This window comes from Naumannella halotolerans, from assembly GCF_004364645.1.
Taxonomy (GTDB): domain Bacteria; phylum Actinomycetota; class Actinomycetes; order Propionibacteriales; family Propionibacteriaceae; genus Naumannella; species Naumannella halotolerans.
Map to the genome: position 1 here is coordinate 71,160 of NZ_SOAW01000002.1, position 19,200 is coordinate 90,359.

General features: G+C 68.1%; 16 protein-coding genes, 1 pseudogene and 1 riboswitch. Of the genes and pseudogenes, 6 read left to right on the forward strand and 11 right to left on the reverse strand.

All coding sequences use genetic code 11. The features are described from left to right. Positions 1 to 89: 89 nt before the first annotated feature. Complete coding sequence (locus CLV29_RS11495; protein ID WP_133755244.1) at positions 90 to 1,766, forward strand: ABC-F family ATP-binding cassette domain-containing protein; 1,677 nt, start codon at positions 90 to 92, stop codon at positions 1,764 to 1,766. Positions 1,767 to 1,794: 28 nt separating this feature from the next. Here CLV29_RS11495 and CLV29_RS11500 read toward each other — a convergent pair whose 3' ends face one another. From CLV29_RS11500 to CLV29_RS11515, 4 genes are read right to left on the reverse strand one after another with little or no spacing between them, the layout of a single operon-like run. Then, positions 1,795 to 2,358, reverse strand: a complete 564-nt coding sequence (locus CLV29_RS11500) for an AAA family ATPase (RefSeq protein WP_133755245.1) — start codon at positions 2,356 to 2,358, stop codon at positions 1,795 to 1,797. Next, positions 2,358 to 3,143, reverse strand: coding sequence for an energy-coupling factor transporter transmembrane component T family protein (locus tag CLV29_RS11505; RefSeq protein WP_133755246.1), 786 nt, complete (start codon positions 3,141 to 3,143; stop codon positions 2,358 to 2,360). Before CLV29_RS11505 ends, CLV29_RS11500 begins: the two co-directional genes overlap by 1 nt. After that, positions 3,140 to 4,702 carry an ABC transporter ATP-binding protein gene (locus tag CLV29_RS11510; RefSeq protein WP_133755247.1) on the reverse strand — a complete coding sequence of 521 codons (1,563 nt, stop codon included), beginning with the start codon at positions 4,700 to 4,702 and terminating at the stop codon, positions 3,140 to 3,142. Before CLV29_RS11510 ends, CLV29_RS11505 begins: the two co-directional genes overlap by 4 nt. A gap of 40 nt (positions 4,703 to 4,742) precedes the next feature. Then, the gene (locus tag CLV29_RS11515) at positions 4,743 to 5,390 is read right to left on the reverse strand and encodes an ECF transporter S component (protein WP_133755248.1); all 648 of its coding nucleotides are present in this window, start codon (positions 5,388 to 5,390) and stop codon (positions 4,743 to 4,745) included. A gap of 19 nt (positions 5,391 to 5,409) precedes the next feature. Continuing rightward, positions 5,410 to 5,520: riboswitch (TPP riboswitch) on the reverse strand. A gap of 159 nt (positions 5,521 to 5,679) precedes the next feature. Here CLV29_RS11515 and CLV29_RS11520 point away from each other — a divergent pair. Further along, positions 5,680 to 6,609, forward strand: a pseudogene (locus CLV29_RS11520) (aldo/keto reductase). An 81-nt stretch (positions 6,610 to 6,690) separates the two neighbouring features. On the opposite strand, the gene CLV29_RS11525 reads toward CLV29_RS11520, so the two are convergent. The 3 genes from CLV29_RS11525 to CLV29_RS11535 form a co-directional block, all read right to left on the reverse strand. Continuing rightward, a complete protein-coding gene (locus CLV29_RS11525) occupies positions 6,691 to 8,070 on the reverse strand; it encodes an NAD-dependent succinate-semialdehyde dehydrogenase (protein WP_133755249.1) in 1,380 nt (459 codons plus the stop codon). Between the two features lie 213 nt (positions 8,071 to 8,283). Further along, entirely contained in the window at positions 8,284 to 9,534 is a 1,251-nt protein-coding gene (locus CLV29_RS11530; RefSeq protein WP_166649245.1) for a glucose-1-phosphate adenylyltransferase family protein, read from the reverse strand. A gap of 79 nt (positions 9,535 to 9,613) precedes the next feature. Further along, the gene (locus CLV29_RS11535) at positions 9,614 to 9,994 is read right to left on the reverse strand and encodes a BlaI/MecI/CopY family transcriptional regulator (RefSeq protein ID WP_133755251.1); all 381 of its coding nucleotides are present in this window, start codon (positions 9,992 to 9,994) and stop codon (positions 9,614 to 9,616) included. An 82-nt stretch (positions 9,995 to 10,076) separates the two neighbouring features. On the opposite strand from CLV29_RS11535, the gene CLV29_RS11540 reads away from it, so the two are divergent. After that, positions 10,077 to 10,502, forward strand: a complete 426-nt coding sequence (locus CLV29_RS11540; protein WP_166649246.1) for a heavy metal-responsive transcriptional regulator — start codon at positions 10,077 to 10,079, stop codon at positions 10,500 to 10,502. Between the two features lie 27 nt (positions 10,503 to 10,529). Here CLV29_RS11540 and CLV29_RS11545 read toward each other — a convergent pair whose 3' ends face one another. Beyond that, positions 10,530 to 11,135 carry a DUF5134 domain-containing protein gene (locus CLV29_RS11545; RefSeq protein ID WP_133755253.1) on the reverse strand — a complete coding sequence of 202 codons (606 nt, stop codon included), beginning with the start codon at positions 11,133 to 11,135 and terminating at the stop codon, positions 10,530 to 10,532. Between the two features lie 91 nt (positions 11,136 to 11,226). Between CLV29_RS11545 and CLV29_RS11550 the strand changes: the two genes are divergently transcribed. Continuing rightward, positions 11,227 to 12,651 carry a PepSY-associated TM helix domain-containing protein gene (locus tag CLV29_RS11550; protein WP_133755254.1) on the forward strand — a complete coding sequence of 475 codons (1,425 nt, stop codon included), beginning with the start codon at positions 11,227 to 11,229 and terminating at the stop codon, positions 12,649 to 12,651. Positions 12,652 to 12,690: 39 nt separating this feature from the next. Here the strand turns inward: CLV29_RS11550 and CLV29_RS11555 are convergent, their stop codons facing one another. Both CLV29_RS11555 and CLV29_RS11560 read right to left on the reverse strand, forming a co-directional pair. Beyond that, positions 12,691 to 13,689, reverse strand: coding sequence for a DUF4185 domain-containing protein (locus CLV29_RS11555; protein WP_133755255.1), 999 nt, complete (start codon positions 13,687 to 13,689; stop codon positions 12,691 to 12,693). A 26-nt stretch (positions 13,690 to 13,715) separates the two neighbouring features. Then, positions 13,716 to 14,549, reverse strand: a complete 834-nt coding sequence (locus CLV29_RS11560; protein ID WP_133755256.1) for an aldo/keto reductase — start codon at positions 14,547 to 14,549, stop codon at positions 13,716 to 13,718. 252 nt (positions 14,550 to 14,801) lie between these two features. Here CLV29_RS11560 and CLV29_RS11565 point away from each other — a divergent pair, with 252 nt between their 5' ends. Both CLV29_RS11565 and glpK read left to right on the forward strand, forming a co-directional pair. Then, a complete protein-coding gene (locus tag CLV29_RS11565; protein WP_243831941.1) occupies positions 14,802 to 16,829 on the forward strand; it encodes a DNA gyrase/topoisomerase IV subunit B in 2,028 nt (675 codons plus the stop codon). Between the two features lie 128 nt (positions 16,830 to 16,957). Beyond that, complete coding sequence (gene glpK / locus CLV29_RS11570; RefSeq protein ID WP_133755257.1) at positions 16,958 to 18,472, forward strand: glycerol kinase GlpK; 1,515 nt, start codon at positions 16,958 to 16,960, stop codon at positions 18,470 to 18,472. Positions 18,473 to 18,577: 105 nt separating this feature from the next. Here the strand turns inward: glpK and CLV29_RS11575 are convergent, their stop codons facing one another. Further along, a complete protein-coding gene (locus CLV29_RS11575; RefSeq protein WP_133755258.1) occupies positions 18,578 to 19,180 on the reverse strand; it encodes a LysE/ArgO family amino acid transporter in 603 nt (200 codons plus the stop codon). Between the last annotated feature and the right edge of the window lie 20 nt (positions 19,181 to 19,200).

A 19,200-nucleotide genomic window follows, 5' to 3' on the forward strand; every position in this document is an offset into this window, starting at 1 on the left:
GTACCCGGCGCCATGAGGCAGCGGCGTGCGGCGGACCGAGGGCGAAACTCGGCTGCGTCGCGGGTGCGGTGCTGGCAGGCTGTCTCCACGTGGGACATGTGGAGCTGAGCGGTATCGGATACGACCTGCCCGACGGGCGTCCATTGCTGCGCGATGTCGGCTTCCGGGTCGCCGACGGTGCGAAGGTGGCGCTGGTCGGTGCCAATGGTGCCGGCAAGTCCACCTTGTTGCGGATGGTCAGCGGTGAGCTGGATCCGCAGGAGGGTACGGTCTCGCGCTCCGGCGGCCTGGGGGTGATGCGGCAGTCGGTGGCCCACGGGTCGACCGATGTGCGCGAACTGCTGATCTCGGTGGCACCGCCCCGGATCCGCTCGGCCGCCCGGGCGGTGGACGAACTGGAACTGCGATTGATGGACCACGACGACGAGGCGACCCAGCTGCGCTATGCCACCACCCTGGCCGAATACGCCGACGCCGGCGGGTACGACTTGGAGGTCATCTGGGATGCCTGTTGCACCGCCGCACTGGGTGTCGGTTTCGACAAGGTGCGCTGGCGTGAACTGGCGACCCTGTCCGGTGGTGAGCAGAAGCGGTTGGTGCTGGAGGCATTGCTGCGCGGCCCCGATGAGGTGCTGCTGCTCGATGAACCGGACAACTATCTCGACGTACCGGGCAAGGAATGGCTGGAGGAACGGCTGCAGACCTCGCCGAAGACCGTGCTCTTCGTCAGTCACGATCGGGAGCTGATGGCCCGGGTGGCGACTCGGGTGGTGACGGTCGAACTCGGCGCGGCGGGCAACACCGCCTGGGTGCATCCGGGCGGGTTCGGGTCCTATCACGAGGCCCGCCGGCAGCGTTTCGCCCGGCTGGAGGAACTGCGGCGGCGCTGGGACGAGGAGCATCGCAAGATCAAGGATCTGGTGATGATGTACAAGACGAAGGCCGCCTTCAACGACGGCCTGGCGTCGCGCTACAAGGCCGCGCAGACCCGATTGGCGAAGTTCGAGGAGGCCGGTCCGCCGCAGGCGATCCCGCGCGAGCAGCAGGTGAACGTGCGTTTCCGCGGTGGTCGTACAGCGAAACGGGCAGTGATCGCCGAGCAACTGGAGCTCACGGGGTTGATGCACCCCTTCGATGCCGAGATCTGGTTCGGCGAACGGGTGGCGGTGCTGGGCTCGAACGGGTCCGGCAAGTCACACTTCCTGCGCCTGCTGGCCGGCGGTGGCAGTGACCCCGAACCGGAGCACCGACCGGTCGGTGAGTTCGAGGTGAGACCGGTGGCCCACACCGGGCGGGTACGTCTGGGTGCGCGGGTCCGACCGGGATGGTTCGTGCAGACCCATGATCATCCGGAGTTGATCGGCCGCAGCCTGCTGGAGATCCTGCACCGCGGTGATGATCATCGCCGGGGTATGCCACGGGAGGAGGCCTCCCGCAAACTCGATCGCTACGAACTGGCCGGCAGTGCCGAGCAGAAGTTCGAGTCGCTGTCCGGTGGGCAGCAGGCACGGTTCCAGATCCTGCTGCTGGAGCTGTCCGGGGCGACACTGTTGCTGCTCGACGAGCCGACCGACAACCTCGACGTGCAGTCGGCCGAGGCACTGGAGGAGGGTCTCGCCGGTTTCGAGGGTACGGTCATCGCGGTCACCCATGATCGCTGGTTCGCCCGCGATTTCGACCGGTTCCTGATCTTCGGCGCCGACGGGTTGGTGACCGCCGCCGACGAGCCGGTCTGGCACGAGGCCCGGGTGGACCGAGCGCGCTGACCGGCCCCGGCAGCGCCGGGTGCTTCGATCATGGAGCCAGATCGGTGTCGACCAACAGCTCGGCCAGGGATTCGGGGCGGTTGGCGCGCAGATGTTCGAGCTCCTGGCCGGCCCACTGCTCCCACCACCAGTCGTCGCCGTCGCGTCGCCTGGCCCGGGCACGGCGTACCGCCTCGGAGGCCGCCAGCCACACCGTTGCCTGGGCCAGTGGCAGCGTCTGCGATGTCAGGGAGCCGCAGCCTTCGATGATCAACCGCTCGCCCGGTTCGATCCGGTGCCACCGGTCGCGCCGATCAGTCGCCCAGTTCCAGGACTGCCAGCGGGCGGCCCGCCCCTGCAGCAGCGGGGTGATGATCTTCTCCACCAGATACCGCTGACCGGCGCCCAGGCCGTCCCAGCCCTCGTACAGATCGTCCAGGTGCACCACCCGGGCACCGAACCTCTCGGCCAACCGATCGGCGAGCTGGGTCTTGCCCGACCCCGAGCGGCCGTCGATGATGATCACCCGCGCCCCGGACAGCCGATCGGGCAATTCGGCGATCCCGATCCTGCGTGGCCCCGGGTCCACGGCAGCAGGCGGTTCGACAACCATCAGGCCCCCAACAGCCGGTAGCTGCCGGACGCGATGCCGGCGCCGATCGACACCGCCGCCACGGCGAGCGCCACCAGCACCAACACCAGATCGGCGCGCCCGAGCGACGACGGCCGGGCCCAGGTCCGCTCCCCGACGCCGAACCCCCGCGCCTCCATGGCGGTCGCCAGTCCCTCACCCCGCCGCAAGGCGATCACCAGCAGCGAGAAGGCCAGGGAGAACGCGCGCCGGATTCGCCCGTCATCGCCCAGGCCGCGGGCACGACGGGCGAGCGCCAGTTGCCGCCAGTCCTCCCCGAGCACACCGAACAGCCGTACCCCGGCCAGCGCCCCGAGCACGAACCGGGCAGGCAGTCGGGCCACCTGGCCGAGGGCGTCGGCGAGCCGGGTCGGGTCGATACCGCCGAGGGCGACCAGGGTCGGTACGCCCACTGCCAGCACCCGTAGTCCGATGGCCAGCGCCAGTTCGATCGAGTTGTCGCTGATCACCGCCAGCAGGAACTGCGCATACACCTGTCCGCCCGGTGCGGCGTACAGCAGCATGCTGATCGCGCTCACCGGTGCAGCGATGAACAACGGCCAGCTGCGACGGATGATCGTCCGCGGGCCGATCCCGGCGACGGCGAACAAGATCAACCAGCTGACCAGGGCCACCGCGGCACTGACTGCATCGATGGTGGTCAGCATCGGGATCGTGTAGAGCACGGCGGCGACGAAACCGGTGACCGGGTTCACCGTGTCCGGCCAGGTCCGCCGGGGCGCGGTGTCGGCGACAGCGGCGCTCATGGCGTACCGTCCGCGGGTCCGAGCCGCAGGATCTGATCACCGAGGACGTCGATCAGGTCTGCATCATGGGTGATCGAGACCACCGCGCAACCGCGCCCGTCCACCAGCGCGATGATCAACCGCAGCATCGACTGCCAGGTCAGCCGATCCTGACCGAAGGTCGGTTCGTCGAGCAGGATCAACCGCGGAGCGGTGGCGAGCACGGTGGCCACCGACAATCGGCGCTGCTCCCCGCCGGAGAGGGTGAACGGGTTCGCCCCGGCCAGCGATTCCAGGCCCAGCTCGGCCAACAACTCCGCCACCCGGGTACGGATCTCCTCCGGTCCGGTCCGCACCGCCCGCAGGCCGACGGCGATCTCGTCCGAGACCGTGGCGGTGACGAACTGGTGGCCGGGCTGCTGGAAGACCACCCCGATCCGGGTGGCCAGCTCCCGGGCCCGCCAGCGGGCCGGGTCCGGACCGATCGGGCGCCGGCGCTCGAACCATCGTGTCCGGGAGCGGTCGACGACCTCCCCTTCGGCACGCAGCTGCGCGGTGGCCACGGCGGTTCCGGCGACCGGCGGCAACAACCCGGCCAGGGTGAAACCGAGGGTGGACTTGCCGGCACCGTTCACCCCGGTGATCACGGTCGACCGGCCGGCGTCGAGACTCACCTCGACCGGGTCGTGCACCCCCACGCCATCGCGTCCCGACACCAGCTCGGTGGCCTGCAGCAAGGGCACCGGGTTCGCCCGGCCGGGGCCACCGGAGGCTGTCGAGCGGGGTCGGCGGTCGATCGACAACGGCACTCCGGGCACCCAGACCCCGCGGGCGGCCAGCTGTTCACCCTCGGCGGCCAGCACCCGATCCGGCGGCCCCTCGGCGATCACCCCACCGGCCGGTTCGAGGACGACGATCCGATCGACCACCGGCAGCCAGGTACTCACCCGGTGCTCGACCACCACCAGGGTGGCAGAGCGATCGGCCAACAGGCGGTCGACGGCATCGCGTACCTCGATCACCCCGTCGGGATCCAGGTTCGCGGTCGGTTCGTCGAGCAGCAGCAGACCGGGCTGCATGGCCAGCACCCCGGCCAGCGCGAGCCGCTGCCGTTGTCCGCCGGACAACGCCTCGGTGGAACGATCCAGCGGCAGGTCGAGCCCGACAGCCTCCAGTGCCGCCGACACCCGACGCCAGATCTCGGAGCGCTCGATGCCCAGGTTCTCGCAACCGAAGGCGACGTCATCCCCGACCCGGGAGAGGATGGTGTTCGCCTGCGGATCCTGCAGGACCAGCCCGGTCCGCCCGGCTCCCGGATCGGGTCGCTGCCCGTCGACCAGGATCGAACCGCTCTCCTCCCCCTCGTCGGGCCCGCCGAGCACCCCGGCCAGGCCGGCCAGCAGGGTCGACTTGCCCGCCCCCGAAGGCCCCAGGAGCAGCACCCGCTCCCCCGGTTCGATCCGCAGGTCCACCCCGGCCAAGGCGGGGCGACGTCGGGAACCGTGCCGCCAGCCCCAGTCGGTGAGGTCGATCCGGGCACCGGTGCGGGTGCCGGGTACCTGATGGGCGCGAATACTCATCGAGTGGCGCAACCTCCAGCGGTGCGCACCGGGTTGATGATCATGAGAGTTTGCGTACCTCCCGACCGGCGGCGAACCGGTCCAGCACCCCGGTGGCGGCCAATGCCCTGGTGAGCAGCCAACCGATGAGTCCGGCCAGGATCGCGCCGGAGATCAACAGGCAGACCAGGTAGATCACCAAGAACTCCGGCGACTTCGCCAGGTTGCCGGAGACGAAGAGTTCCAGCACGAAGGCGCCGGCCGCGGCACCCATACCGGCCAGCGCCGCGACCACCAGCCCGAACCGACGATAGGCGAAGATCGCGAAGATCAACTCCGCACCGAGACCCTGGGCGATCCCGGAGTAGACGGTCTCGATCGACCACTGGCTGCCCAGCAGCATGGAGACCACCGAGGCCAGCAGTTCGACGAACAGCGCCGCGCCGGGTTTGCGGATGATCAGCCCGCCGAGCACGCCGCCGAGCAGCCAGATGCCGACGGCGATGCCGCCGATGCCGGGGGTCAGGGCGTCCATGGCGGTGAACCACGCGTAGCCGACGACGTTCCAGGCCACGAAGATCAAACCCGTGGCGACGCCGAGTACGGCGGCGACCACGATGTCGACCACCCGCCAGCGGTAGGAGGTGGGACGTCGTCGGTCCCGGGTGGTCGAGGAATCGGTGGGACTCTGGGTGGGCCTGGTGGACATCTGTGCCTCCATTCGAAGGGCACAAGGAGTTGCTCTCTCCCTGCGCCGGCATGATCCGGATCAGGTTCGACGGTCAAGGACGTTCAGCCCTAATCTCAGCCCGGTGTGCCGGACCCCCGTGGAACTGCCCACAGAGTACGCCGACCGGCGCCACGTTGGCCACCCGGGTGTTGCCCACCCTGGCCGAGGTGAACAATGGTCGTCGAGGATCACCGATCCGTCGGATCCCGGAGAGGACACCTTGGAACTGCAGCGGCTGGGCGCATCCGGATTGAAGGTCTCCCCGATCGTGCTCGGATGTATGAGCTACGGGCAGCCCGATCGCGGATCCCATCCGTGGAGCATGCCGGAGGCCGACTCGCGGCAGTTCTTCGAACGTGCCCTGGCAGCCGGGATCACCACCTTCGACACCGCCGACATGTACTCCCTCGGCTCGAGTGAGGAGATCACCGGCCGTGCCCTGGCCGAGCTCGCCGATCGCGAGGATGTGGTGATCGCCACCAAGGTGTACATGCCGATGAAGGAGAACGGTTACAGCAAGGGCCTGTCGCGCAAACACCTGCTGCAGGCGGTCGACGCCTCGCTGACCTGGCTCGGCACCGATTAGATCGACCTGTACCAGATCCACCGTTTCGACCCCGAGACGCCGGTGGAGGAGACGATGCAGACGCTGGACGACATCGTGCGCTCGGGCAAGGTGCGCTATCTCGGCGCATCCAGCATGGCGACCTGGCAGTTCGCGAAGCTGCAGTACACCGCCGACCTCGGTGGCTGGACCCGGTTCATCTCGATGCAGGACCAGTACAACCTGATCCAGCGGGAGGAGGAGCGGGAGATGTACCCGTTCGTCCTCGACCAGGGTGTGGGCGTACTGCCCTGGTCGCCGCTGGCCCGCGGCAAGCTGACCCGCCCCTGGGGTGAGAGCACCCACCGCAGCGAGACCGACGACGTGACCGCCTGGCTGTACCAGCAGGCGGCCGAGGCCGACCGGGCGATCGTCGAGGCCGTCGCGGCGATCGCGGCAGAACGCGGGGTCTCGATGGCCCAGATCGCGCTGGCCTGGGTACGCCAGCAGCCGGCCGTCACCGCACCGATCATCGGTGCCACCAAACCGCAGCACCTGGACGATGCCATCGCCTCACTGTCGATCGAACTCAGCGACGACGAAAGGGCGCTGCTGGAGGCGCCGTACACCCCGCGCAATCCCGAGGGCTACTGACCCGGGCTCAACCTCCCGTGATCCGCCTGCCCACCTCCGGTGCGGGGCGGGCAGGCGGTCTCGGCGTCGGATCTGATCCGGTCAGGCCTTCTTGTAGACCATCTGCTTGTTGCAGAACTCGTCCATGGCCAGCGGGCCCAGTTCACGACCGATACCGGAGCGCTTGACCCCGCCGAACGGCAGGAACTCGCGGGAGGCCTCCGGGGTGTTGATGTACACCATGCCGGCCTCCAGCCGGTCGGCGACCTTCTCCGCACGTCCGCGGTCGGTGGCGAAGACCGCCGACCCCAGCCCGAAGGGGGTGTCATTGGCCAGGGTGACGGCTTCGTCGTCGTCGGCGACCCGGAACAACATGAAGGCCGGGCCGAACAGCTCATCGTAGTAGCCGGCATTGCCTTTCTTCACATCGGTCAGCACGACCGGTTGCACATAGGCACCCGGGCCCTCGATCCGCTCCCCGCCGGCGAGCACCGTCGCCCCGTCCTTCACCGTCTCCTCGACCTGGCCGACGAACCGCTCGGCGGCCGAGATGCTGGACAGCGGGGACAGCTTGCCCGGATCGGCGTAGGGGTCGGCGGGGATCAGCGCCTTCGCCTTTTCGGCGATCTTGGTCGCCACCTCGTCGTAGATGTCATCCATGATGATCATTCGCTTGGGCGAGTTGCAGGCCTGGCCGTTGTTGCCCATTCGCGTACCGAACATCGTCTCGACGGTGGCGTCGATGTCATCGGTGTCCAGCACGACGAAGGGGTCGGAGCCGCCGAGTTCGAGCACCACCTTCTTCAGGTTCTTCCCGGCCGCGGCGGCGACAGCTGATCCGGCCCGCTCGGATCCGGTCAGCGAGACCCCCTGGTTCAGCGGGCTGGGCAGGATGACCTCGGACACCTGGTCATTGGTGGCATAGACATTGATGTAGGCATCGGCCGGCAAACCGGCGTCGACGAAGATCTGCTCCATCATTGCCGCCGACCGGGGACACTGCGGGGCGTGCTTCAGGATGATCGTGTTCCCCAGGGCCAGGTTCGGAGCGGCGAATCGCGCAACCTGGTAGTAGGGGAAGTTCCACGGCATGATCCCGAGCAGCGAACCCACCGGCTTGCGGAGCAGGTACGCCTGGTCGTCCCCGGCCGGCCCGCGCAGCAGCTCGTCCTCGATGAAGGCCGCCGCATTGTCGGCGAAGTAGTTGTAGATCCGGTTGCAGATCTTCACCTCAGCGACGCCCTCGGGGACGGCCTTGCCCATCTCCAGACCGATGATCCCGGCCAGTTCCTCCGCCCGCTCGGTGTAGATCTCGGCCACCCGGCGCAGGACCGCGGTCCGTTCCTCGACCGGCGTGTCCCGCCAGGAGAGATAGGCCTTGTGGGAGCGCTCGAGCGCATCCCGGATCTGCTCATCGGTCGCCGTCGGGAACTCCTCGACCACCTCTCCGGTGGCTGGGTTCTGTACCTGATACTCCGACATCGCTTCCTCCTGTGGTCGGCAACTGCGTCCACCGCTGCGATCGAGCACCACAACGTTGGAATGGCCTTCGATTGTCTCAAAGGTACGAACGGCCGACCGGCCCCGGGGGGCCCACAACCGGGGCCGATCATGATCAAACGAGCCGAGGCGGCGGCCGTTCGGAACCGCCCGGCTGGTGATCACCGGGCGAGGAGGACGCACCCGCCCCGGCACTCAGGCGGTCGAGCCGGGTTCCATCCGCGTACCCGTGGACAGTTCGGCGCCGCGACCGATCGTGGAATCCTTGCCGATCATGCAGATCTGGTCGTCGCTGAGTCGGGTACCGGAGGGTTCCTGCCCGACCCGCGCCTTGCGCCCGATGGTCACCCCGGTGTCGACGATCGAGGTGTGCACCTGCGCACCGGCCTCCACCAGGGTGTCACCGAACAGCACACTGTCCTGTACCAGCGCCCCGGCTTGCACGGTGACTCCCGGGCCCAGCACCGAACGCACCACCCGGCCGCGTACCACGCTGCCGAGACCGATCATCGAGTTCTCGACCGATCCGTTACCGCTGACCAGCCCGGCCGGACCACCGGTGACCGGCGCCAGGATCGGTCGGGAGGGGTGGGAGAACACGTCGACCCGGCCGGCGAGCAGATCGCGGTGGGCCTGCAGGTACGCCTGGGGGCGGCCGACATCCTTCCAGTATCCGGTCATCGGCTCGGCCCGTACCTGTTTGCGGCGTACCAACTCGGGCAGCAGTTGATCACCGAAATCGCCCAGCTCCGTCTCGGCCGAGGCTGCCTGCTTGGCGACCAGCCGGGCGAAGGTGCGCTTCAGGACGGCCGGGTCGTAGAGGAAGACCTCGGTGGCGACGGTTCCGGTGGAGGCCTTGGAGGGTTTGTAGGCGACCGAGGTCACCCGGCCCTCCTCGCGGCCCTTCTCGACCTCCACCACCATCTTCTGCTTCGCCTCGCTGCGACCGACGTGCGAGGTGAGGACGGTGCAACCGGCGCCGGAGGCGAGATGACGGGCCATCGCACCGGCAAGATCGAAGGAGTAGATGCTGTCGGCGGAGGTGACGATCAACAGATCGGGATCGAGGACACCGATCTGGTCGAGCAGGCTGAACAGGTCCTCGGCATTGCCGCCGGCGAAACCCTCGATCTGCGATCCCCCGCCGCCTTCCTGGGGCGACATCCGGCGGAATCCACCGTGGTTGCGATCGAGGTCCCAGGGGCGGCCACCGGCCAGGTAGTCGTCCATCGAGGAGGACTGGTACTGATCACTCACCCAGACCTCGCTGAACCCGGCACCGGCGGCGGTCGAGAGCGGGAAGTCGATCAAGCGATGATTGCCGGCGAAGGGCAGCGCCGGTTTCGCCCGTTCCCGGGTCAGCACGTCCATCCGACTGCCCTGACCTCCTGCCTGGACGATCATCAACGGTCGCAGGCCCCAGCGCGGAGCGTCCTTCTCAGCCATGGCGCCCATGATGCAGGAACCGGACACTGTCGGGCAGCCGGGCACACACTCCTGCCGATGCAGACCGGCAGGGCGCGCGTCAGTCGAGCGCTGCGCGCAGCGTGGCCTTCTCCGACGGGGAGAGCGCCGCGGCGAAACCGGCAAGCAACGCCTGCCGATCACGGGCCCGGTCGAGGATCGCCAGCAACTGCTCGGCGAGGTGATCGCTCTCCGAGCGGACCGGATGGAACTTGATCTTGCGCGGGGACAGCGTGGTCCGGGCGACCTGGCCCTTCTCCTCCAGCCGGGACAGCACCGTCATCACCGCGGAGTAGCTGGGACGGGGGGCGGACAGTTGTGCCTGGACCTCGCGGACGCTCAACTCCGCCAGGGACTGCCACAAGATGCCGAGGACCGAGGACTCCAGCGCCCCGGTGGAGCGGGTGCGTCCGGCATTGGCCGGCGGCTGCGTTGCGGTCATGCTCACCCCTAAGTCGACTGCTTGTAGTGTTGTCCTTCAAGTCGGGTTGAAGGTCAAGCAATTCCGAGCCAGGAGGCGAGCGGTGCGGATCGGCGAGGTCAGTGAACGTACCGGGGTGGCGACCTCGACCATCCGGTACTACGAGGATCAGGGTTTGTTGCCCGCGCCGTCGAGGACGGCGAGTGGTTATCGCGACTACGGCGATCGTGCGGTGTCGCGGATCCGTTTCGTCCGCCAGGGGCAGGCGGCCGGGTTGCAGCTGGACGAGATCGCCGAGATCCTGGCGATCCATGACAGCGGCCGGGCGCCCTGTTGTCGGGTGACCGACCTGTTGCAGGACAGACTCAGCAAGGTCGAACAGCAGATCGCCGACCTGCAGGCCCTGCAGGCCAACATCCGCGGACTGATCGGACGGGCCGCCGACGATCCGGAGGCAGGCAATGCCGAGGCCGAGATCTGCTGGCTGATCGAGGGCACCGAGCCCGCGCCGACCTCGACGGCGCACTGATCACCGGCCTCGGGCGTTCGACAAGTCTCAGGCGTTCATCAGCCACAGCATGAGCGCCATCCCGGCGGCCATCAGGGCGTGCCCGACATTCGGCAGGCGATGGTCACGGCTGACCACCGCACGGTGGATCCACCACACCATGGCGGCGAGGCAGGCCGCGATCACGACACCGTTCACGACCTCGGCCCAGACCGGCGTACCCATCGGCGTACCCGCGGTTTCGGCACCGCCATGACCGCCACCGTGGCCGGCATGGCCGTCCCCGCCGCCGGTGTGGCCCATCAGCAGGCCCATGGTCGCGAGCATCCAGATCATGGCGAGGTTCAGCACCCCGTGGGCCAGCCGGCTGATCCGGCCCGGGAGGTCGGTCTCACCGAATCCCGGCAGCAGGGCCAGGGCGCAGATGGCGAAGATCGCGATCTGTGCCCAGCCGACCACCGCGGGCAGCATCACCCAGGCCATCAGGATCATCGCGATGCTCATCAGGAGGTGGGTCACGTCGACCACCCCGGCGGCGGTCAGACCGCCGCGGCGCTCACCGGGCCGATGGTTCACGGCCAGATCGAGCAGATGGATGATGCCGGTGAGGACGAACAGCACCGTGAGACTGCCGGCCCAGAGCGGTGACAACACCAGGGCAGCCTAGTACGACATTGTGTAGAGAAGTCAATTGCACTACATTGCGTCGTGCTCGGCCCAGCCGCCCCGTCCGCGAAGGAACCCGATGACCACCACCCCGACGTTGCCGTCCGAGCTCGACGGTCGGCGTCAACCCAGGCGGACCAACTGGTTCGCCGCTTTCTGGCGGTGGCACTTCTACGGTTCGCTGATCGTGATCCCGGTGCTGTTCGTGCTCGCCGTGACCGGGATGACCTACATGTTCCGCGCCGAGGTCGATGCCTGGACCCATCCGGGTGTGCTGCGGGTGGAGGTCCCGCCCGAGGCCACCCGGGCACCGCTGGTGGAACAGGAGGCGGCGGTCCGCGCGGCCCATCCGGACGCACCGGTGCTCTCGGTCGTCGACGGCCTCGGGGACCGGTCGACGGTGTTCGTGATCGAGAACGGCGACGGTGAGAACCTGAATGTCTATGTCGATCCGTACCGCAGCGAGATCACCGGTGAGCTGACCGCCGATCAGTTGATCTCGGACTGGGCCGAGCGGATCCACGGCGACCTGCTGATCGGTGAGGACGGGATCGGGGACCGGATCGTGGAGCTGGGGGCGAGCTGGGCGATCGTGCTCACGATCACCGGGTTCATCATCTTCTTCCTCGGCCGCCGGCCTCGTCGCGGCGCGGTGCGGAAGGGGATCCGCGGCGCCCGGCTGCGCGGACTGCACGCGATCGTCGGCCTGCCCGTCGGGATCGGCATCCTGATGCTCGTGCTGTCCGGGTTGCCCTGGACCGGTGTCTGGGGATCGGCGGCGCAATCGGTGGCCGCCGGGAACGGTCTGTCGCTGTGGGGTGAGGACCCCGGGGCCGAGTCGAGCCTGGGCGAGCGGATGGAGGACACCAGCGGTACGAGTGCCCCGGCCGGATGGGCCATCGGGAACGGACCGATGGGTACCAGCGGCGGCGCCGGTACGTCCATGATCACCGTCGATGACGCGACCGCGGTGGCCCGCTCCCTGGGAGTCCCGGAACCGTATTCGATCATGTATCCCGAGGATCAGAGCGGTGTCTTCACCGTCACCGCCAGCCAGTGGAGCGACAACGGCAACCCGGCCGAATCCGATGTCGCCCAGGAGGTGGCGATCCACATCGACCAGTACACCGGCGGAGCGGTCGGTGAGTACGGGTACGCCGACTACAGCCCGGCGGCCAAGGCCGTCTCCCAGGGGATCGCGATCCACGAGGGCCGTCGGCTGGGCGTGATCAACACGATCGGTTCCACCCTGTTCTGCCTGGCGGTGATGTTCATGTGCGTCTCCGCGCCGATCATGTGGTGGACCCGCCGGGGTTCTGCCTCGGGCTTGGCAGCGCCCCGGGCCAAGCTGCCCCTGTGGGGGAACTGGCTGCTGGTCGCGGTGATGGCGGGGCTGGGTGTCTTCCTGCCGCTGTTCGGTCTGTCGCTGATCGTGGTGCTGGTGCTCGACCAGCTGCTGATCCGGCGGCTGCCGCGGATGCGCAGGTTCTTCGGCACCGTCTGATCGAGCTGGTGACGTCGGCCGGATCTTCTCCGGGCGGCCTCAGCCGCTGAGTTCGGTACGCATCCAGAACACGTCGTAGTCGCCCCAGCGCGACATCGTCCAATAGATCGCCGGGTCGTCGGCACCGACCGTCCAGGGATGGATGAAACCGCCGTACAACCCCGGGTACTGCGCGAAGGTCGCCACCGGCACGCCCTCGGTCCACGGACCGGTGACCGCCGGGGCCTGTCGCAGCAGGATCTCGCCCCGGGTCTCGTCCAGGTGCATCGCCAGCCAGCCGTACCGCTCATGCGGCATCACCGACAGCTCACCGACATTGCCGCTCAGCACCGGGCGTGCACGGCGCCGGCTCCCGACCCAACCCTGGCCGTCGAAGTAGGTGTAGGGCCCGGAGGTGATCTCGGCCGGGCGTACCCGGGAAAGGTAGGCCGGGCCGTACCGGCCGTTGGTGGTGCCGAACAGGTAGACCCAGTCCGCGTCGGCGGCGAAGCAGCCGATCTGAAAACGGTTCCGGCCGCTCGGGTTCCACCAGAGCGGCCGCCGTTTGTGCCAGGTCAGTCCGTCGTCGACCGACACCGCCAGGCCGGCATGGCTGGTCCGCCAGCGGCCCGGCCCGAGCCAGCTCAGCACCGACATCCAGTGCACATAGTGCACCCCGTGGACGGTGATGCCGGAGTTCGGGATCACCGTGTGCTCCACCGGTTTCGGCAGGGAGCTGATCAACTGACTGGCCGAGCGTTGCCCGTTCCGGGTGACCGCGGCATCGAACTGCAGCCCGTCGGTGAAGTCGGTGTCGGTGGAGCTCAGCAGCACGTTCTTGCGCCAGTTCGCGCTGCTCGGGCCGGCGCCGGCCGGTCCCCAGCCCTGGCCGTAGGTGTCGCCGAACATGACCAGACAGCGCGGCCGTCCGTCGGCACCGGGGCCGGCGTCCCAGATGAATCCCAGATCGGTGCCGTGGATGTCGAACCGGCCCGGGGTGTCACTGAGACTCCCCGGGCCGGTCACTCGACTGATGAGTTCGGTTGCGCCGACGATCACCGGCTCAGCCTAATGGCCGCTACGGCTCAGTACTCCTCGTACTCGGCCGGGTCCTGATCGTCGATCCGGCCGTCGGGGCGGCCCAGGCCGGTGATCCGGGCGAGCTGATCCTCGGTCAGCTTCAGGTCGACCGCAGCCAGGTTCGCCAACTGGTTCTTGGTCGATCCTGCCTTGGCCAGCGGGATCGTTCCGCGGGCGATGTGCCAGGCGAGTACGACCTGGCCCGGTTCGGCGTTCTGCTCGGCGGCGATCTCGGTGATCACCGGGTTGCTCAGCAGGTCGTTGCCGCGGCCCAGCGGGCTCCAGGCCTCGACCAGGATCCCGCGCTCGTGCAGATCGGCGATCGCCTCGGTCTGCGGGAAGTAGGGGTGGATCTCGATCTGGTTCACCGCCGGGACGACGCCGGTCTCGGCCTGCAGCCGGTCCAGGTGCTCGGGCAGGAAGTTGCTGACACCGATCGCCTTCAGCAGTCCGCGTTCCTTGGCCTCGATCAGGGCCTGCCAGGCCTCCACGTACTTGCCGGTCTCCGGGTTCGGCCAGTGGATCAGGTAGAGGTCGAGGTAGTCCAGACCGGTACGGAAGACGCTCTCCTCGATGGTCGCGATCGCCTCGTCATGGGCGTGATGGCGGCCCGGCAGCTTGGAGGTGACGATGATCTCCTCGCGGTCCACACCGGAGGTACGTACCGCCTTGCCGACGGCGCCCTCGTTCTCGTAGTTGAAGGCCGAGTCGAGCAGCCGGTAACCGTTGCCGAGTGCCTTCACGACGGACTCCACCCCGGAGTCGCCGTTCAGGTTGTAGGTGCCGAAGCCGACCGTCGGAAGGGTCTCACCGGTGCCTGCGGTGAGAGTCGGGATCATGGGGGAACCTCCTGGTTCTCGTCTGTGCTTGCACCCGGTACAACCCGGCGTGGGTGGGGTGTTCTTCCCCGATCGGACGTGGAATGGGTCACGCACCGTCCGTCGCTGCCGGATTTCGTCGGTGTCGGCCGGTAATCTCGACGGGTGCCCAGCAAGACGCCGAAGCAGGCCGAGAAGGCCGTCCCCGCCTCCGCCACACGTACCTCCGCGTCCCGACCGGTCGACGGTGGACGCGACTACGACGCCCGCAACCTGCTGGTCCTCGAGGGTCTCGAGGCGGTCCGCAAGCGCCCGGCGATGTACATCGGTTCGACCGACACCCGCGGCCTGATGCACTGCCTGTGGGAGATCATCGACAACGCCGTCGACGAGGCACTGATCGGGTACGGCGAGAAGATCACCATCGCGCTGAACGCCGACGGCTCGCTGACCGTCGCCGACACCGCCCGCGGCATCCCGGTCGACATCGAGCCCCGGACCGGACTGTCCGGGGTGGAGGTCGTCTACACCAAACTGCATGCCGGCGGGAAGTTCGGCACCGGCTCCTACAACGCCGCCGGCGGTCTGCACGGCGTCGGCGCCTCGGTGGTGAATGCCCTCTCGGCGCGGCTCGACGTGGAGGTCGACCGGAACTCCGCCACCTGGGGGATGTCCTTCCATCGCGGCACCCCCGGTACCTTCGACGGCCCCGGACCGGACGCCAGGTTCACCCCCGGCGGGTCCCTGCAGAAACTGAAGCGGGCCAAGAAGGGCGTCACCGGCACCCGGGTCACCTGGTGGCCGGACCCGCTGATCTTCGGTCCCGACATGTCGCTGGCCCCGGAGGAGTTGTCCAACCGGGCTCGGCAGACCAGCTTCCTGATCCCGGGCCTGGAGCTGCAGATCACCGACGCCCGGGGGGCCGACCCGGTCACCGAGACCCACCGGCACGATGGCGGCATCTCCGAGTTCTGCGAGTTCCTGGCCCCCGACCAGCCGGTCACCGAGGTGTTGCGACTGCAGGGCAACGACAGCTTCACCGAGACCGTACCGATGCTCGACGAGGAGACCGGGGCGATGCTGCCGACCGATGTCGATCGGGATGTGGAGATCGACATCGCCCTGCGCTGGGGCACCGGGTACGACACGGTCACCCGGTCCTTCGTGAACATCATCGCCACCCCGAAGGGCGGCACCCACGTCAACGGTTACGAGCGGGCGCTGACGAAGACGGTGAACAAGGCCCTGTCCAGCACCCGGTTGTTGAAGAACGGTGAGGAAATCACCAAGGACGATGCCCTGGAGGGGCTGACCACCGTGGTCACCGTCCGGTTGGCCGAACCGCAGTTCGAGGGTCAGACCAAGGAGGTGCTGGGCACCCCGGCGGTCTCCCGGCTGGTGGCCAAGGTGGTCGAGTCCGAGCTGGGCGGCTTCCTGTCCTCGAACAAGGCCGCCGACAAACAGCAGTCCCGGGTGGTGCTGGAGAAGGTCGCGGCGGCCATGCGTACCCGGCTGACCGCCCGGGCGCAGAAGGAGGCTCAGCGACGCAAGACCGCCCTGGAGTCCTCCTCGCTGCCGGCGAAACTGCGGGACTGCCGCTCCAATGACGTGGATCGGACCGAGTTGTTCATCGTCGAGGGCGATTCGGCGCTGGGTACGGCGAAGGACGCCCGCTCCTCGGAGTTCCAGGCGCTGTTCCCGATCCGCGGCAAGATCCTGAACACTCAGCGCGCCTCGATCGGCGACATGTTGAAGAATGCCGAGTGCGCGAACCTGATCCAGGTCGTCGGCGCCGGGTCCGGACGTAGTTTCGACCTCGACGCTGCCCGGTACGGCAAGATCATCTTCATGGCCGACGCCGATGCCGACGGGGCCCACATCCGTTGCCTGCTGGCGACTTTGTTCTTCCGCTACATGCGGCCGCTGATCGACGCCGGCCGGGTCTACACCGCCGTCCCGCCGCTGCACCGCTTCGAGTTGAAGAACCCGAAGAAGGGGCAGGAGAAGTACCTCTACACCTACTCCGACAACGAGTACCAGCGGACCGCTGCCGAGCTCACCAAGAAGGGCATTCGGTTCGACGATCCGCAGCGGTACAAGGGCCTGGGCGAGATGGACGCCAGCCAGCTGGCCGAGACCACGATGGATCCGCGGCACCGCTTGCTGCGGCGGATCACCGTCGACGACGGCGCCGCGGCCGAGCAGGTCTTCGAGATGCTGATGGGCAATGACGTGGTCCCCCGCAAGGAGTTCCTGGTCGACGGTGCCTACCGGCTGGACGCCGAACAGATCGACGCCTGAGCGATCACCCCGTCGCATCGGACCTGGTTCCGGACTTCCCAGGAGGACGCCGGGGCTCCAGCGATGGGGACCTTCAGCACCGCTGAGCCACCTCGTTAGGCTGGAGGCTCGATCCCGAGGAGAGTCCCATGGCTGAGTACGTGATCGCCATCGATCAGGGCACGACCAGTTCGCGTGCCATCGTCTTCGACCACTCCGGGGAGATCGTCTCGACCGGCCAGTTGGAGCACGAGCAGATCTTCCCCCGCGCCGGCTGGGTCGAACATGACCCTAAGGAGATCTGGAGGAACGTCCGCGAGGCGATCGGGATGGCGCTGTCCAAGGCCAGCCTGACCCGCGACGACATCGTCGCGGTGGGCATCACCAACCAGCGCGAGACCACGGTCGTCTGGGACGCCAGGACCGGGGAGCCGATCCACAATGCGATCGTCTGGCAGGACACCCGTACCCGCAGGATCGTGGAGGAACTGGCCGCCGACGGGGGCGTCGACCGGTTCCAGGCGAAGGTCGGCCTGCCCTTGGCGACCTACTTCGCGGGGCCGAGGATCTGCTGGCTGCTGGACAATGTCGAGGGGGCGCGGAAGCGGGCGGAGACCGGTGAGCTGCTCTTCGGCACCATCGACACCTGGCTGTTGTGGAACCTCACCGGCGGTACCCGCGGTGGTATCCACGCCACCGATGTCACCAATGCCTCGCGGACGATGTTCATGGATCTGGAGAGCCTGGCCTGGGACAGCGAGATCCTGGCCGCCTTCGGTGTCCCGGAATCGATGCTGCCCGAGATCCGTCCCTCCTCCCACGCCTTCGGCCGGGTGGACCACTCCCAACTGCTGGCCGACGTACCGATCACCGGAATCCTCGGTGATCAACATGCCGCCACCTTCGGCCAGGCCGCATTCTCACCGGGGTCGGCGAAGAACACCTACGGCACCGGCAATTTCATGATCGTCAACACCGGGAACGAGATCGTCCGTTCCGAGAACGGGCTGTTGACCACCGTCTGCTACCAACTCGACGACGAACCGCCGGTCTATGCCCTGGAGGGCTCGATCGCGGTCACCGGTGCCGCGGTGCAGTGGTTGCGTGATCAACTCGGTTTGATCAAGGACGCCGCCGACATCGAGAGGCTGGCGAAGACGGTCCCGGACAATGGCGGGGTGTACTTCGTCCCGGCCTTCTCCGGTCTCTACGCCCCGTACTGGCGTGGCGATGCGCGCGGCGCGATCGTCGGTCTGACCCAGTACGCCAAGGCCGGCCATCTGGCCCGGGCCACCTTGGAGGCGACCGCATTCCAGTCGATGGACGTGCTGGCCGCGGCCGACAAGGATGCCGACGTACCGCTGAAGGAGTTGAAGGTCGACGGCGGGATGACGGTCAACGACTCGTTGATGCAGTTCCAGGCCGATGTGCTCGGGATCCCGGTGGTCCGCCCGCGGATCACCGAGACCACGGCGCTGGGAGCGGCCTATGCCGCCGGCATCGGTGTCGGTTACTGGTCCGGCACCAAGGATGTGGCGAAGAACTGGTGGGCCGATCAGCGCTGGCGCCCGGAGATCGACGACTCCGAGCGGCAGCGGTTGGCCCGCGAATGGCACAAGGCCGTGGAACGTACCTTCGACTGGGTCGACGACGACACCCCCTGAGTCCAGCGGAACGTTCACCGCCCGCCGGACCCGGCCGGTTGCTGTCGCCCGTTTACCCCGGCCCTGCCCGCACCGGCCCGATTGCCGCCACCTGCGGCCCGGTGATCAGCGGGACAGAGCGAGCCCGGCCGCGATGCCGAGCATCACCACCCCGATTCCGATGTCCAGCACCCGCCAGGCTCCCGGACGGGCGAGCATCGGCCGCAACAGCGCTGAACCGTACCCGAGCAGAGCGAACCAGGTCGTGCTGGCCAGCACCGCCCCGACTGCGAACCACCACCGACCGAGCTCACCCTGACTGTTGGCGAGCGAGCCGAGGACCAGGATGTCGACGAACAGGTGCGGATTGAGCCAGGTCAATACCAACATCCGGCCGGCCGCGGACCAGGGACCGGTGGTGCCCGCCGGTCGCGAGGCTTGCAAGGCCGACGGGTTCAGCGCCCGCCGGAACGAGAGCAGCGCATAACCGATCAGGAAGGCCACGCCGCCCCAGCGCACGAGTTCCATCACCACGGGATGCGCGCCGATCACCACTCCCAGTCCGGCCGTGGCGGCCAGGATCAGGACCAGGTCGGAGAGGATACAGATCGCCACCAGGACTCCGACATGGGTCTTGGCCAACCCTTGACGCAGGAGGAATGCGTTCTGTGCGCCGATGGCGATGATCATCGCCCAACCGGTCAGTAGGCCCGTGGTCAGTGCCGTCATGAGTACCACGCTAGGGATCG